Annotated in this window: 11 protein-coding genes; 5 read left to right on the top strand and 6 right to left on the bottom strand. The window is 76.0% G+C overall.

Annotated features, from left to right (window positions below; genetic code table 11):
- Nucleotides 1-6 precede the first annotated feature (6 nt).
- A complete protein-coding gene (locus ACZ6JT_RS26085) occupies nucleotides 7-1,620 on the bottom strand; it encodes a P-loop NTPase family protein (protein ID WP_469213343.1) in 1,614 nt (537 codons plus the stop codon).
- 70 nt (nucleotides 1,621-1,690) lie between these two features.
- Nucleotides 1,691-1,885 carry a hypothetical protein gene (locus ACZ6JT_RS26080; RefSeq protein ID WP_030031218.1) on the bottom strand — a complete coding sequence of 65 codons (195 nt, stop codon included), beginning with the start codon at nucleotides 1,883-1,885 and terminating at the stop codon, nucleotides 1,691-1,693.
- A gap of 317 nt (nucleotides 1,886-2,202) precedes the next feature.
- On the opposite strand from ACZ6JT_RS26080, the gene ACZ6JT_RS26075 reads away from it, so the two are divergent.
- Both ACZ6JT_RS26075 and ACZ6JT_RS26070 read left to right on the top strand, forming a co-directional pair.
- Nucleotides 2,203-2,625: an ankyrin repeat domain-containing protein gene (locus ACZ6JT_RS26075; protein ID WP_469213341.1), complete on the top strand. Its 423-nt coding sequence runs from the start codon at nucleotides 2,203-2,205 to the stop codon at nucleotides 2,623-2,625.
- Nucleotides 2,626-2,957: 332 nt separating this feature from the next.
- Complete coding sequence (locus tag ACZ6JT_RS26070) at nucleotides 2,958-4,355, top strand: HEAT repeat domain-containing protein (RefSeq protein ID WP_469213338.1); 1,398 nt, start codon at nucleotides 2,958-2,960, stop codon at nucleotides 4,353-4,355.
- A 135-nt stretch (nucleotides 4,356-4,490) separates the two neighbouring features.
- Here the strand turns inward: ACZ6JT_RS26070 and ACZ6JT_RS26065 are convergent, their stop codons facing one another.
- Genes ACZ6JT_RS26065 through ACZ6JT_RS26055 form a run of 3 tightly spaced genes read right to left on the bottom strand, consistent with a single transcriptional unit; the run spans nucleotide 4,491 to nucleotide 6,734 of the window.
- A complete protein-coding gene (locus tag ACZ6JT_RS26065; RefSeq protein WP_469213337.1) occupies nucleotides 4,491-5,357 on the bottom strand; it encodes a 5-oxoprolinase subunit C family protein in 867 nt (288 codons plus the stop codon).
- Complete coding sequence (locus ACZ6JT_RS26060) at nucleotides 5,350-5,970, bottom strand: 5-oxoprolinase subunit B family protein (protein WP_469213335.1); 621 nt, start codon at nucleotides 5,968-5,970, stop codon at nucleotides 5,350-5,352. Before ACZ6JT_RS26060 ends, ACZ6JT_RS26065 begins: the two co-directional genes overlap by 8 nt.
- A complete protein-coding gene (locus ACZ6JT_RS26055; RefSeq protein WP_469213895.1) occupies nucleotides 5,967-6,734 on the bottom strand; it encodes a LamB/YcsF family protein in 768 nt (255 codons plus the stop codon). Before ACZ6JT_RS26055 ends, ACZ6JT_RS26060 begins: the two co-directional genes overlap by 4 nt.
- 127 nt (nucleotides 6,735-6,861) lie before the next feature.
- Here ACZ6JT_RS26055 and ACZ6JT_RS26050 point away from each other — a divergent pair, with 127 nt between their 5' ends.
- The 3 genes from ACZ6JT_RS26050 to ACZ6JT_RS26040 all read left to right on the top strand — a co-directional run bounded on the left by ACZ6JT_RS26050 (nucleotide 6,862) and on the right by ACZ6JT_RS26040 (nucleotide 14,473).
- Nucleotides 6,862-8,367 carry a hypothetical protein gene (locus tag ACZ6JT_RS26050; protein ID WP_469213334.1) on the top strand — a complete coding sequence of 502 codons (1,506 nt, stop codon included), beginning with the start codon at nucleotides 6,862-6,864 and terminating at the stop codon, nucleotides 8,365-8,367.
- Between the two features lie 391 nt (nucleotides 8,368-8,758).
- Complete coding sequence (locus ACZ6JT_RS26045; protein WP_365480516.1) at nucleotides 8,759-9,658, top strand: hypothetical protein; 900 nt, start codon at nucleotides 8,759-8,761, stop codon at nucleotides 9,656-9,658.
- A 54-nt stretch (nucleotides 9,659-9,712) separates the two neighbouring features.
- Complete coding sequence (locus ACZ6JT_RS26040) at nucleotides 9,713-14,473, top strand: hypothetical protein (protein ID WP_469213332.1); 4,761 nt, start codon at nucleotides 9,713-9,715, stop codon at nucleotides 14,471-14,473.
- A gap of 110 nt (nucleotides 14,474-14,583) precedes the next feature.
- On the opposite strand, the gene ACZ6JT_RS26035 is transcribed toward ACZ6JT_RS26040, so the two are convergent.
- A complete protein-coding gene (locus tag ACZ6JT_RS26035; RefSeq protein ID WP_469213330.1) occupies nucleotides 14,584-15,033 on the bottom strand; it encodes a hypothetical protein in 450 nt (149 codons plus the stop codon).
- Between the last annotated feature and the right edge of the window lie 213 nt (nucleotides 15,034-15,246).

Here is a 15,246-nt window from a genome sequence, read left to right as displayed (position 1 = left end):
ACCGGCCTAGGCCGGGATCTCCGGGGCGCCCAGAGCCGAGCCCTGCGCCGGCGGGTGCCCCTGGAGCGGCTTGTCCAGCGTGCCGGGGTCCCGCCCACCGCCCCCGCCAGGCGCGAGCCGACCCGGCAGGAGTTCCAGCACGGCCTGGCGGAACGCCGGGTGGGTGGCCTCGTCGTAGGGGTCCGGGGTGGCGGGCACCTGCAGCCGGTGCACGGGGCCCGTGCCGAGCCGGGCGTACCCGCGGCCGGGCGGCACATGGGCCGTCGGGGTGGTGTGCGGGGGCAGCCCCAGCACGTCGGCGATCTGCTGGATCCCGGCGGGCCCGAGGACGATCCGGGCGCGGGTGTGCTGCCACACGGAGTCGTGGAGCAGTTCCAGGTGGTCGAAGTGCTCGGCGACCACCACCGTGACGTGCGCGGCCCGCCCGTGCCGCAGCGGCACCTGCAGCTGGGCCAGCAGGTCGGGGCCCCCTTCGGCGACCGCGAGGTGGGCCAGCACGCTCGGCTGGTCCAGCAGGATCCACAGCGGGCGCCGGGTGTCCTCGGGCGCCGGCCGGCCGGACTCCCGGGCCCGGTGGGTGGCGATGAGCCGCCGCTCGGTCTCCTGCGCGGCCCACTCCAGGGTGGCCAGCGCCCCGGTCGGCCCGCATTCCACGGCGAGGACGCCGACGCGGCCCGAGAGGCAGGCGTACTCGCCGCTGCCGCCGCCGTCGACGATCAGCACGTCGCCGCCGTGCCGCAGGGCCTGCAGGGCGACGGAGCGGATCAGGGTGGAGGTGCCGCTGCCGGGCTGGCCGACGGCCAGCAGGTGGGGCTCGGTGGAGCGGGGCCCGGTGCGCCAGATCACCGGCGGCACGTCGCGGGGCTCGTCGCCTTCCAGGACGGGCAGGGTGCGCTGCACGCCGCCCGCGTCGGTGAAGCCGAGCACGGTCTCGCCGGGCGAGGTGACGAACGGCTGGGCGGCGATGCCCGTCGGCAGCGCCGCCAGCACGCTCAGGTCGAGCTGGTTGCCCTCCTCGTCCCAGTCGAAGAGATACTCCCGACCGCGCCCGGACTTGGCGTGCAGCAGTGCCTCGATCCGGGCCCGTGAGGCGGCCTCGCCATCGGTGAAGTAGGCCGGGTAGCGGATGTGGAGCCGGGTGACGCGGCCCGCCTCGTCGAACTCGTAGCCGCTGAAGGCCTTGTCCCAGTCCCCGCCGTGGGCGAAGAGGGGGTTCGGGTCCTCCGGGATGGAGAAGTACGGCACGAGGGCTTCGTAGAGGGAACCGAGCCGTTCGGTCTCGGCATCGCTGGGCCCGGTCTTCACCGGGGTGCGGTCGCGTCCCTGCCAGGCCGCGGCCGCCATGAGGGTGATCAGGGCGAGGAGCGGACCGTAGGGGACGAGCGCGACCACGAGGACGCAGGCGGCTCCCAGGAACAGCGCGGGACCACGCTTGTCCTTGGGAGTCTCGGACCATCTGCGCCGCCCGGCCGAGGCCAGGACGCGCAGGCCGCGTCCGATGGTGAGGAGCGGATGGAGGACGTCCGTGGCGGTGTCGGCGGCCGTGCGAGCGAAGTCGCGGCCCCGGGACAGCGACGCGGTGCCGCTGCTGAGGATGCGGGGAAGTGGGCGCCGGGCCACGGGCGTCTCCTGGAGTTGTGGCTGTGTCGGGTGCTTCGGGTGTTGCTGGTGGCGCTGCGCGACGGCCGGGCTAGAGCTTGATCCCGCCGAGCAGGCTCGCGAGGCTCGCCGTACTCGCCGTGATGCTCGGGGCGATGGCGGAGCCGGCGAGGAAGAAGCCGAAGAGCGAACACACGAACGCGTGCGTCAGCTTCATCCCGTCCTTCTTGAAGAAGAGGAAGCAGATGATGCCGAGCAGGACCACGCCTGAGATGGACAGGACCATGAGGAGTTCTCCTGGTTGGTGGGGACAGTCACCATCAGTTGTTCCAGGCTCACAGGAAGTATCAATGCGACAAAAGGTGCATACGGGTGAATCCGCGAGTTTTTCACTTGACCGGCTCAGCCCGGCTGGCGCGCCCGGCGCACCGGGGGTCGAGGGTGATCCTTGCCTCGGTCCGACCCGGACATGTGCAGGCCAGGGCGCTACTCTGGCGATTCACCCGTACGGACGCAGTGCCGTGCACCCCCCTGCCCGCCCGTCCTGGGGACGGGGCTGCGGGGCGGACCATGTCAGCAACGAGTGAAAGGCGGTAACGAACGATGAGCGAGCACGCCGCGGAGGGCGCCGGTTCCCAGGACGTCCCCGACGAGGACGTCATCGAGCTGGCCACCAAGATCTTCGACCTCGCCCGTCAGGGTGAGACCGAGACGCTCACCGCCTACCTCGACGCCGGGGTCCCGGCGAACCTCACCAACGACCGCGGTGACACCCTCGTCATGCTCGCCGCCTACCACGGCCACGCCGACGCCGTGTCGGCCCTGCTGGCCCGCGGCGCCGAGGCCGACCGCGCCAACGACCGCGGCCAGACCCCGCTCGCGGGGGCCGTCTTCAAGGGCGAGGAGGCCGTCATCCGCGCCCTGCTGGCCGGCGGAGCCGATCCGACCGCCGGAACCCCGTCCGCCGTGGACACGGCGCGCATGTTCGCCAAGGCCGACCTGCTGGAACTTTTCGGAGCCCAGTAGTCCGCTTTTGGCTCGGATCTGGCCGGGCCTGGCCGGTTCCCGACCTCACGGAATGGTCACGGCGGCCGTAAATGTGGTCGCGGTGCACAAACCGGCTGGGTCATCATGGCGTCGGATTCGATTCGCGAGCACGGGGGGCGGGCCGGAGCGGGTAGGACACGAAGGGTGTCCCTGCCCGGCCCGGCCACCATGGTCACGAAGAACTGACGAGAGTGAGAAGGCAATGGTCTACATCGAGCGGAACATGACGGCGGACGTCCTCACATGCTGTTACGCGGCCCTGTGAATCCCGATTCCCGGTTGCGTCCCCAGCTTGATTTGAGGCCATTCCCATGTTCGAACCAGTCATAGCACCGAGCGGTACCCTGCTCGGGCTCCTCCAGCGCGGCCGCGGCGACGGCACGCTGCACGCACTCGCGGCACCCAGGGCGGAGGCCCTCGAGGCCCTCAACCAGTGCGTGCTCCGCGACCCGCGCCAGGACTGGCAGGTCGAGAACCGCTCCTTGTACTACGCCCGGCTCTACCTGGACCTCAACGGTCCCCTGGGCGAGATCGAGCACCACCTCTTCAGCGCCGACGACCTCGTCGACGAAGAGGACCACCGGACCGGCCTCGCCCTGTCCGTCCTGGGCCACCTGGCCTCGTACGGCCGCGACGACGCGCTCATGCTGCTGCGCCGGTACGCCGCCTCCGGGGCGAACTGGGCCTGGGCCCTCGACGAACTCGCCCTGCGCGACGACGACGAAGGCCTGCGGTCCCTGGCCGCCCCCGTCCTCGCCCGATTCCCCGCCACGGCCGAGGGCGAGGCGCGGCTGGCCGCCGCCGTCCGCGACGCCTACGAGCCCCGGCCCTGGTTCCTGTGGGAGGAGACCCCGCAGCACGGCGAGCGCCTGCGCGCCGCCCGCCGGCAGGGCTCCTTCGACCGCTGGCAGCGCCAGCTGACCCCCAGCGGCCCCCGGCCCGGCTGGGGCGTCCAGGCCGTCTTCGACTGGGCCGCGGACGGCCTGCGCCGCGGTACGCCGCTGCACGTGCCCGCCGCGCGCTGCCTGGCCGCGGTCGCCGCACCCGAGGACCGCTCCGCGATCCTCGCGGCCGCCGCCGGCGCCTCCGGCGAGGCCGCCCGCGCCACGGCCCTGCACCACCTGGTCCTCGCCGAGCCGGAGAACCCCGCCGTGCTGGACCTCATCGAGGCCGCCGCCGACGAACCCGCCGTGGCGGCCTACGAGCGCATGTGCGGCCCCGAGGCCGTCGAACGGGCCCGGCGCTGGATCCACCGCCCCGACGCCCTGGGCGCGGCCGCCGCGGCCACCCTGGCCGCCCGCGGCGGAGCCGAGGACGCGGAACTGGTCCTCGGCGCGCTGCGCTCCACGGTCCGCGGCTCGGGCCCCGACACCCGGCGCCTCTACCCCCTGGTGGACGGCGCCGGCCGCCTCGCCATCGGCTGCGCCGCCCCCGTGCTGCGCCACATCTACCGCGAGACGGCCTCGTCCCACCTGCGCGGCCGGGCCGCGCGGGCCCTCGCCAGCACCGACCCCTCCTTCGCGGCGGGCTTCGCCGTCGAATGCCTCTGGGACTGCGAGGAGACCACCCGCGAGGTGGCGGCCCACCACGCCGAAACCGCCGACGCCCGGGTCGCACCCCGGCTGCGCCGCCTGGCGAGCGACCCGGCCGAGGAGGAGGACGTCCAGTCGGCCGTCCGCAGCCGCATCGCCCCGGAGTCGGCCGTGTAGCGGGTCGCGGACGCGCGGACGCCCCGGCCTGAGGAAGGCCGGGGCGTCCGGGGTTCACCGCCGGGAGGCCGTCACCCGCGGCGGGGGCCGGTCGCCCCCCTCACCCCGTGCTGGGCCGCAGTCCCCGAAAACGTTTCAGCGGGACCGGAGGAACCGCACCGCGGTCCCCGGCCGGGCCTGCGCCGCCGCGTCCAGGGCCGGGCCCGCCGGCACCACGCCGACCACCGGGTAGCCGCCCGTCACCGGGTGGTCGGCCAGGAACACCACCGGCAGGCCGTCCGGCGGGACCTGGACCGCGCCCAGCACCATGCCCTCGCTCGGCAGCTCCCCGGGCCGGGCGCGGACCAGCGGCGGGCCCGCCTCCGTGCGCAGGCCGATGCGGTTGGACCTCGCCGACACCCGGAACTCCGCCCGCCACAGCCCGGCCAGCGAATCCGGCGCGAACCAGTCCGCGCGCGGCCCCGGGCGCAGCGGCAGCAGCAGTTCCGTGGGCGGCCCGGGCAGGGCGCAGACGTCCGCCCCGGCCACCGGATCCGGCCCGGCCGGACCCACCGGCAGCCGCATCCCGGCCGACAGGACGGCCGGCCCCAGCCCCGACAGCAGGTCCGCCGAGCGACTGCCGAGGACCGGCGGGACGGCCAGGCCTCCCCGGACCGCGACGTAGCTGCGCAGCCCCGCCTCCGCCGGGCCCACCTCCAGCTCCGCCCCGGCCGGCAGCCGGACCGCCGCCCCCCAGGCCGCCGGGCGACCTGAGATCCGTACGGAACAGGGCGCGCCCGTGACCGCCACGACCGTCGGGGCGAGCGCCCGCAGCCCCGTCCCGTCCAGGGTCGTCTCCAGCGCCGCCGCGTCCGGCGGGTTTCCCAGCAGCCGGTTGGCCAGCGCGTACGCCGCCGTGTCGAGGGCGCCCGAGCGGGGCACGCCCAGGTGCGCGTACCCGGGGCGCCCCCGGTCCTGGACCGTGGTCAGCGCGCCCGGCCGCACCACCAGCAGCTCAGTCACGGTCCGCCTCCGTGAACCGCACCCGGACGCCCGGTGCGAACAGCGCCGCGGGTTCCCGCTCCGGGTCCCACAGCACCGCGTCCGTGGAGCCGATCAGCTGCCATCCGCCGGGGGAGGAGCGCGGGTACACCCCCGCGTACTCGCCGGCCAGCGCCAGCGAGCCCGCCGGGACGGCCGTGCGGGGCGTGTCCCGGCGGGGCAGGTGGAAGCGCTCCGGGAGCCCCGTCAGGTAACCGAAGCCGGGCGCGAACCCGCAGAAGGCCACCCGGAAGCCGGTGCCGCCCACGATCCCCGGCACCTCCCGCGCCGACACCCCCCACCGCCTGGCCACCTCCGCCAGGTCCGGGCCGTCGTACCGCACCGGAACGGTGACCAGTGGCCCCTCCGCCTCCGCGAGCGCCGGCACCTCCCACCGGGCGATCCGGGCACCCAGCGCGGCCGGATCCCGCACCCCGTCCAGCAGGACCGTCCGCGCCGCCGGCACGAGGTCCCGTACGGGCCCCAGCTCGCCGGCGTCCCGGCGGCGCAGCAGCTCGGCGTGGAGCGCGGCCACCTCCGCCGCCGAGTCCAGTTCGATCAGCAGCGCCCCGCCGCCCACCACGAGGGGCCTCACGCGAAGGCCTCCACGCGGACCCCGGCCGCGCCCAGCGCCTCCCGGACCCGCCGCGCGAGCACGGCCGCCCCCGGCGTGTCCCCGTGCAGGCACAGCGAACGCGCGGCCACCCGGACCGGCGAGCCGTCGGCGGCCACCACCGTCCGCTCGGCGGCCATCCGCACGGCCCGCGCCACGACCGCGTCCGGGTCGTGCACCACCGCTCCCGGCTCGGTCCGCGGCAGCAGCGTCCCGGCGGGCGTGTAGGCGCGGTCGGCGAAGGCCTCCGGTACGGCGGCCAGCCCGGCCTCCCCGGCGGCGGCGAGCAGGAGCGAGCCGGGCAGTCCCAGGACGGGCAGGCCGCCGGTGGCACCGGACCCGGCGGCCAGCCGGACGCCCGCGACCACGGCCGCGGCCTGGTCCGCGTCGTGCACGGTCCGGTTGTAGAGCGCGCCGTGCGGTTTCACGTACGACACCCGGGAGCCGGCCGCCCGCGCGAACACCTCCAGCGCGCCGATCTGGTAGGCCACCTCGTCCGCCAGCTCGGCGGCCGGGACGTCCATCGCGCGCCGTCCGAAGCCGGCCAGGTCGCGGTAGGAGACCTGCGCGCCGATCCGTACGCCCCGCGCGGCGGCCAGTTCACAGACCCGGCGCATGATGGACGGGTCGCCGGCGTGGAAACCGCAGGCCACGTTGGCGCTCGTGACGACGGCCAGCAGGGCCTCGTCGTCGGTGAGCGTCCAGCGTCCGAATCCCTCGCCGAGGTCGGCGTTGAGGTCGACCACCGCAGAAGATGCGATCATGGAATCCATGCGCTGAGCGTAGAGCAGGCGGCCCGTGGTCCGGCCGGGGACGATCCGGCCGAACCATGCCGTTTGGGATGTTGTCAGCAACAGCGCCTAGTCTTTGTCCGTGACTCTCCCAGCCCCGGCGAAGACCCTCCCGTCCCCGGCGCCGGGCCCGGCCGCCGACGAGGGCCTGGCCCGGCGGCTGCGCGCCCTCGCCTGCACCGCTCCGCTGCACGACCTCGACGTACGCAAGGCCAATCTGGCGGGCGAGTACGGCATCTACGCGATGGCGGAGGTCGCGCTGGCCGCGATCGACCTCGTCACGCTCAACATGGACTTCGACACGGGCGCCGACCACGAGCAGATAGTGGCCAGGCTGCTGCCGCGCGTCGCGGCGCAGGCCCCCTCCCGCCCGGCGGCCGAGCACGAGCGGGTCGCCCGCTGGGTGCTGGAGAACCTGATCAACGTCGGCAGCGTCGACCGCGGCTTCCGCGCGATCTACGGCACCTTCGGCCCCGACGGGGTCTACGTCCGCCGCGACTACGACTTCAAACTGATCGAAGAGGTCCCGGGCTACGGCGGCGCCGTCTACCTGCGCACCACCGACGAGGCCGTCAACGTCCTCGTCGGAGCCCTCGACACCGACGTCACCAGCGCCCAGATCGCCGCCGAGGTCAAGCTGGAGGTGCTGATCAGCCGCGGGCGGCTGGCGGACGCCCAGCTCGCCGCCGAGCAGGCCCGCTACCGGACCGTCCAGTACGCCGAGACCCTGCGCCGCACCCTGGACGCGACCCGGCGCAACGTACGGGCGGTGGACTGGCTGCAGGCCGTGCCCGACATGATCGCCGAGGCCCTCGACCACGTCGCCGACCGCTACCGCCACGAGAACGCGATCCTCACCAACATCCGCAAGGCGCGCGACGAGGCCGAGGAGCCGGAGAGCAAGCGCCGCGCCGCCGAGCTCGTCGACATCGTCAAGGACTGCATCCGCCGCCACACCCAGCTCCAGTCCCGGCTGCTGGACGCGGGCCCGCTCTTCCGCGCCGAACAGGACCGCCAGGCCTTCGCCGCTCCGGCGCCGCGCTCCGGCATCGACCTGTACGGCCAGCTCGTGGCCCCGATCCTGCCGCTGCCCCTGGAGCAGGCGAGCCGGGTGACCACCGCCTTCTTCGCCTCCGGCGCCGGGCTGCGCACGCCCGTCTCGGTACGGGTGACCGACCTGGTCGAGATCCTGCTCACCCCGCCCGTGGAGCGCGAGCACCTCGGCGCGGAGATGCCGGAGCCGGACCTCATCGCCACCCCGGACGACAGCCGCTTCAGCGAGGAGCAGCTCGCCGCCGCCAAGGAGCTCCTGGACCTCCCGCACGACGCGCCGCGACGGCTGTCCGGGCTCCTCGCGCAGGCCCGCCGCAGCGATCCGGACCTGCCGTACCTGGTGGCCCTGCTGGCCGTCCACGCGGCGAGCCCGGCCGTCGGCACGGCGTACCGGCAAGGGGAGGAGCGCCTGCTCTTCGCGGTGGACGACGGCACGCAGCTGGACGACCCCGAGTTCGGCGGCGCCGACCTCATCGTCGGCACCGCCCTCCTCGACGCCGCCGGCATGGCGGCGGACCGCGCGGAGGCGTCATGACCGGCGTCGCGCATGCAGCCCCTCCCGCGCTCGAGGAGCGGGGTCTGGGGCGTAGCCCCGGGAAACCCGGCTCCGCCGGGCACCGGGCTCTGCCCGGCCCCTCGCCTCAAGCGCCCGCGAGGCCGAACCCGGCGGGCCCAGCCCGACCCGGGGCGCGGGAGCCCGCCCCCGCCGGACCGCACCCGGCCCCGGCCGGGCCGCACCCGGCCGCCGCCGGGCCGCACCCGGCCCCGGCCGGGCCGCACCTGGCCGCCGCCGGGCCGCACCTGGCCGCCGCCGGGCCGCACCCGGCCCCGGCCGGGCCGCACCTGGCCGCCGCCGGGCCGCACCCGGCCGCCGCCGAACCCGCCCGCACCGCCCGTCGTACCCGCACCGCCGAGGAGACCCACCCGTGAGCGACCACCACGCCGAGCACCCCGCGTGGAGCGAGCCCGCGGCTCCCGCGACCCCCGTCGCGGCCGCGGGCCCGGCGGTGACCCCCGCCGACGCCGCCGACGCGGCCCGGCTCGTCGCCTTCGGGCTGCAGCCCAAGCTGCTCCCCGCCCGTGACGCCGAGTACGCCGAGCTGCTGCGCCGCTACCGCGAGGAGCCCGCCTTCGGCCGCCTCGCCGACGCCGTCGCCACCGGCCTCGGCCTCGTCGTCCTGGAGGTGTCCCCGCGCGCCGGCATGGCCGTGGCCGCCGGCGAGGACTCCGTCTTCGCCGTCCGGATGGGCGACTACGCCCGCCGCACCGCCGCCGACTCCGCCGACCGGTTCCTGCACGGCCTGGCCCACCTCGCCGTCGCCGCCCTCGCCTTCCCCCGCCCGGAGGACCTCGCCGACGACGGCTACATCGGCCGCATCACCGTCAACGGCGTCGACTCCTTCGTCCGGCAGACCTGCCGCCGCCTGGAGGAGCGTGCCGAGGAGACCGGCGAGAACACCGACCCGGCCTCCGACGCCCCCGGCCTGGAGGCCGCCTGGCGCGTCTACTCCCGCCGCAGCGCCACCGGCGCCACCAAGGACGCGCGCCGTCTCGCCGGCTCCACCACCGGCATCGTCGGCAAGGCCGCCGCCTTCCTGACCGACTCCGGTTTCCTCCAGCGCACCGGCGACGAGTCCGGCGGCACCTACCGCACCACCCCCCGCTACCAGCTCCAGGTCCGCGACATGGCGGGCAGCGCGGCCATGGCCGAACTCCTGGAACTCGGCGTGGTGCCCGTCAGCGACGGCTCCGCCACCCTCCTGCCGCCGCCCGAGGGCGACGACCTGGACCTGGCCGCCGATGCCGGGCTCCCCTTCCACGCCTGAGCCACCCGTCCTCCGTACGCCCTGAGCCACCAGACACCACGAGAGTCCGCCGCCATGTACGAGCTGTCCCGGATCCGCCTCTACTCCATCGGGCCCGCCGGTGCGCGCTACGCCGACACCGTGCTCGACCTGCGCGGAGTCGGCGAGCCGGTGCCCCACCCGGCCCCGGCCCAGGCGGAGTTCTTCGAGGACGAGCCCACCGGCCCGCCGCGCCGCCCCGCGCCCGCCGGCGTGCTCTTCCTGGAGAACGGCGGCGGCAAGTCCGTCCTCCTCAAGCTGATCTTCTCGGTGATGCTGCCCGGTCACCGCAACACCCTCGGCGGCGCGAGCTCCGGCGTCCTGCGCAAGTTCCTGCTCGCCGACGACTGCGGCCACGTCGCCCTGGAGTGGCAGCACACCCAGACCGGCGAGTGCGTGGTCGTGGGCAAGGTCAGCGAATGGCGCGGCCGCCAGGTCTCCAACGACCCGCGCAAGTTCGCCGAGGCCTGGTACTCCTTCCGCCCCGGCCCCGGTCTGAGCCTCGACAACCTGCCCGTCGCCGAGGCCACCGCCGTGCGCCCGCCCGTCGAAGGCGTCTCCGGCGCCCAGGGCCGCCGCCGCACGATGAAGGGCTTCCGCGACGCCCTCACCGACGCGGGCAAGGCGTACCCGCACCTCGAGGTCTACTTCGAGGAGATCCACGACCGCTGGAACGAACACCTCACCGAGCTCGGCCTCGACCCCGAACTCTTCCGCTACCAGCGCGAGATGAACGCCGACGAGGGCGAGGCGGCCGGCCTCTTCGCGGTCAAGAAGGACTCCGACTTCACCGACCTGCTGCTGCGCGCCGTCACCGACACCCGCGACACCGACGGCCTCGCCGACCTCGTCCACGGCTTCGGCAACAAGCTCGGCCGCCGCGCCGAGCTCATGGCCGAACGCGACTTCACCGCGGGCTCGGTGGACCTGCTCACCAAGATCGTCGAGGCCGCGGGGGCCCGCTCCCGGCTGCGCGACGTCCACGCGGGCGCGGAACGCCGTACGCGCACCCTCGCCCGGCGGCTGTCCGCCCGCGCCGCCGAGGAACGCGGCCGCGCCGCCGACCTCGCCCAGCGGGTCACCGCGGCCGCCCACCAGGTCACCGCCGCCGAATCCGCCCGCGCCCGCAGCGCCGCCGTCTCCGCCGAACTCGCCTACCGGCACGCCTCGCTGGCGCTGACCGTCGCCGACAAGGCCGCCGCCGCCCAGCGCCGGGAGCTCCTCGAAGCCCGCACGCTGCACTCCGCGTGGCAGGCCGCCGAGATCGTCCTGCGCCACCGCGCCGCCGCCGACCGCTCCGCCCGCGTCGCGGCCGCGATCCTCGAGGCCGAACGGGACGCCGCCCCCGCGCTCGCGGCACGCGCAACGGCCGCCGCCGACCTCGTACGGGCCCTGCACACGGCCGCCGAACAGGGCGAGCGGGCGGCCGACGAGGAGGAGGAGCGTTCCGCCGAGCTGCATTCCGTCGGCGAGAGCGCCCACCGCGATGCCACCGCCGCCGCCACGGCCGCCCAGCGGGCCCGCAGCGAGGCCGAACACCTCCGCTCGCGCCTCGCCGAGGTCCAGCAGGAGACCGCCGAGGCGGTCCGGGCCGGCTGGCTCGACGACTCCGCCCCCGACGCCGACCCGGCGCGCGCGGCCCTCGCCGCCACCGACGCCGAGAAGACCGCCGTGGCCGCCTGGGACGAGGCCCGCGACGCCGCCCGCGTCGCCGCCGAAGCCGCCCGCGAGGCCGCCGCCGCGGAATCCCGCGCCGAACTCACCGCCGCCCGCGCCGCGGACGCCGCCGAGGCCGCCGAGGCCGCGCACGACGCCGAGTACCGGGCGGCGGCCTCCCTCGCCGCCTCCCCCCGCCTGGCCGAACTCCTCGGCCTGCCCGCGCTGCCCGCGTCCTTCCTTCCCCACCCGCGCACGCAGAGCGGCGCCTCCGGCCCGTACGCGGAATCCGCCGCGCAGGCCGCGCAGGCCGCGCAGGCCGCGCAGGCCGCCTCGGCCGGGACGGCGCACGGCTCCGCCGGACACGGTCCGGCCCAGTCGGGGCCCGCCGGCCGCCCCGAAGCCGCCGCAGGCGGCCTCACCGTCGCCGACCTCGACCGGAACGCCGACGACCTGCGCACCCTGCTCACCGACGGGGTCGCCGCGGCCGAACGCCAGCTGTTCGAGCTGCGCACCGCCGCCGCCGACGACTCCCGCATCCTCGGCGCCCTCGGCGACGGCGGCCTGCTGCCGCCCGGCCCCGACGTCCTCGCCACCGTCGAGTACCTCGGCGAACACGGCATCCCGGCCCTCCCCGGCTGGCGCTACCTCGCCCAGTCCGTGGACCCCGCCGACCACGCCGCCGTCCTCGCCGCCCGCCCCGAACTCGTCGACGGCGTCGTCATCACCGACCCCGACACCCACAGCCGGGCCCGCGAGGTCCTCTCCGGCGCCGCCCTGCTGCCCCGCTCCACCGTCGCCGTCGGCACCGCGGCCGCCCTGCTGGCGCCCGTACCGCCCGCGGCCGACTCCGACACCGCGGTGTTTCTCGTCCCGCCCAACCCGGCCATGCACGACGAGCACGCCGCCGACGAGGAGCGCCAGGCGCTGCGCACCCGGGCCGGCGCCCGCGACAGCGAGATCCGCGAGCTCGCCGCCCGCCTCTCCGGCGACCGCGAACTCGCCGCCCGCCTCGCCTCCTGGCGCACCGGCTGCCCGCCCGGCCGCCTCACCGAACTCGCGGAACAGGCCGCGGCCGCCCGCGCGTTCGCCGAGGAGACCGACGCCGAGCTCGCGGAGGCCCGTACCGCACGCGCCGAGGCCGACGAGGCCGCCGCCGACGCGGCCCGCGTCCGCGAGGAGCGCCAGGACACCGCCCAGCGCGCCCGCCGCGTCGCCGACGCCCTCGCGGGCCTCGCCTACCGCCTGCGCGAGCGGGCCGGCTGGCAGGCCAGGCTCCGCGAACTCGCCGACGAGACCGCCGAGGCCGAGGCCCGCGCCGAGGCCTGCCTGGACCGCGCCCGCGCCGCCGACGAGGACCGCCGCGCCGCCCAGCGCGCCGCCGACGACGCCCGCCGCACCGCCCGCGCCCTGCGCGCCGAGCGCGCCGAGATCGCCGGTGCCCCCGACCAACTGCCCGACGCGGACGGCGACGGCCCGCGCGCGCCCCTCCCGGACCTCCGCGAGGCCTACCGCGCCGCCTCCCAGCTCTACGAGAAGGTGGGTGTCGGCGCCGACCTGCGCGCCGAACAGGCCCGCGCCGAGAGCGACGAGAGCGCCGCCCTCGCCGAACTCGACCGCCTCACCAACAAGGTCCGCACCCGCGCCGCCCAGCTCCTCGAAGGCACCGACGGCGCCGACGGCCCCTCCCGGCAGGCCGCCGCCGCCCGCGCCGAGTCCCTGGTGCAGATGCTGGAGACCCGCGCGTCCACGGCCAGCGAACAGCTCGGCCGGCTGCGCGGCGAGGCCGAGCGGCACGCCCCCGCCGAGGGCGAGTCGCACACCGAACTGCCCGAGGAACTGGTCCCCGGGAACGTCGAACAGGCCCAGGCCCTGCTCCGTACGGCCACCGCCCAGCTCGCCGCCCACACCGCGGCCGTCGAAGCCGCCCGCGCCGCCCACGCGGACCTGCTGCGCGACCACCGCACCGCCGAGGACGGCGCCGGCGGCTTCGACGAGACCGCCGCCCTGCTGCGCGACCTCCTGCGCGACCACACGCACGCCGAGGACGAGCAGGAGCCGGTGCCCCACCCGGGCACCCTGGAGGAGGCCCGCCAGTCGGCCACCGAGGCCCGCCGCTCCCTGCGCGGCTGCGCGGCCGACCTCTCGGCCGCCGAGGCCGCGGTGCGCGAGGCGAGCGACATCCTCGTCCGGCACGCCAACTCCACCCGCTACGAGCAGGTACGCACCCCCGCCCGCCAGCAGATCCGGGAGCTGCCCGCCGCCGCCCTGCCCGAGCACGCGGCGGCCTGGGCGGCGGCCTTCGCCCCCCGGCTGCGCGTCCTCACCGACGAGCTGGCGCAGCTGGAGCGCAACCGCGACAGCATCGTCGACCGCCTGCGCGGCCTCGTCGAGTCCGCCCTGGCCACGCTCCGCTCCGCGCAGCGCCTCTCCCAGCTCCCCGAGGGCCTGGGCGAATGGTCGGGCCAGGAGTTCCTGCGGATCCGCTTCGAGGAGCCGGACCAGGCCACGCTCACGGAACGGCTCGGCGAGGTCATCGACGAGGCCACCCGCGCGGCCGTGAAGAAGAACAGCACGGCCTCCTTCGGCGAGGGCCGCCGCGACGGCATGTCCCTGCTGCTGCGGGGCGTCCAGGCGGCGCTCGAACCCAAGGGCATCTCCGTGGAGATCCTCAAGCCGGACGCGGTGCTGCGCGCCGAACGCGTTCCCGTCGGCCAGATGGGAGACGTCTTCTCCGGCGGCCAGCTGCTGACCGCCGCGATCGCCCTCTACTGCACGATGGCGGCGCTGCGCAGCAACGACCGCGGCCGCGACAAGCACCGGCACGCGGGCACGCTGTTCCTCGACAACCCGATCGGCCGGGCGAACGCCACGTACCTGCTGGAGCTCCAGCGGGCCGTCTCCGACGCGCTCGGCGTCCAACTGCTCTACACGACGGGACTGTTCGACACCACGGCGCTCGCGGAGTTCCCGCTGGTGATCCGGCTGCGCAACGACGCGGACCTGCGGGCGGGTCTGAAGTACATCAGCGTCGAGGAACACCTGCGCCCCGGCCTGCCGCAGCAGTCCCCGGAGGAGGAGACCATCCACGGCGAGATCACGGCCACCCGGATGTTCCGCCGCAGCGGCGCCCCATCCTGACGCACGGCTCCCCTTCCTGACGCACGGCTCCCCGCCCGCCGCGGGTGGGCGTCGGCGGGTCGCGTCGGCCGTCGGCGGGTCGCTTCGGCCCTCAGCGGTCGCGTCGGCCGTCAGCGCGTGGTGTACGGGCCGGACGCGGTCAGGGGGCCGTCCTCGCGGGGTATTCGACCCGGGGCGGCCTCACGCGCGCCGCGGGCCGCCCTGCGGGCCTCGCGGCGGCGCCGGCGCGCCGTGCTGCTCGGCTCCGAGAGGACGCCGTACCGCTGGTTCCACGTCTGCCGGGTGATCCACACGTCCAGCACGCCCCACGTGGCCACGACCGTCCCCGCGATCGCGCAGAGTGCCATCGGCAGGGCCAGCCAGGACCCGGTCAGGGTCAGGAAGAACGTGATCGTCGCCTGGGTCAGGGTCACCGCCACGATCACCACCGCCCGCACCGCGGAGGTGCGTACCGGATCGGGCATCCGGAGCCGGCGGGCCGGCTCCTCCACCCACAGCCCCCGCCCCGCCACCCCGGCGTACGCGCCCGAACCCGACCCGCCCGCCTCGTCATTCCTCATGGTCCGCTCACTCCCCACGCCGCGGTCCGCCATGTCCACCCACCACGTCTACCCCGGACGCGGCCCTCGAACTGACAGACGTCCGACGGCGCCGGGAGATTCCCGGATCGCGGAAACCGCCCCAGCCCGCGATGATCGCGGAACGAACAATTCCAGCCATCCATCAGGTTGCGGGAACTGACGCCCCACCAAGTGTCATCTGCCACATATCGG

The organism is Streptomyces sp. NPDC046308, assembly GCF_055588065.1.
Note: the sequence above shows the minus strand (reverse complement) of the source record. Positions and strands in the feature narration are given on the sequence as shown.

Bases quoted from the DNA above. Each gene is read 5' to 3' on its own strand.
- ACZ6JT_RS26040 (WP_469213332.1), top strand. From the start codon at position 9,713: ATGTACGAGCTGTCCCGGATCCGCCTCTACTCCATCGGGCCCGCCGGT.
- ACZ6JT_RS26080 (WP_030031218.1), bottom strand. From the start codon at position 1,885: ATGGTCCTGTCCATCTCAGGCGTGGTCCTGCTCGGCATCATCTGCTTC.
- ACZ6JT_RS26070 (WP_469213338.1), top strand. From the start codon at position 2,958: ATGTTCGAACCAGTCATAGCACCGAGCGGTACCCTGCTCGGGCTCCTC.
- ACZ6JT_RS26075 (WP_469213341.1), top strand. From the start codon at position 2,203: ATGAGCGAGCACGCCGCGGAGGGCGCCGGTTCCCAGGACGTCCCCGAC.
- ACZ6JT_RS26035 (WP_469213330.1), bottom strand. From the start codon at position 15,033: ATGAGGAATGACGAGGCGGGCGGGTCGGGTTCGGGCGCGTACGCCGGG.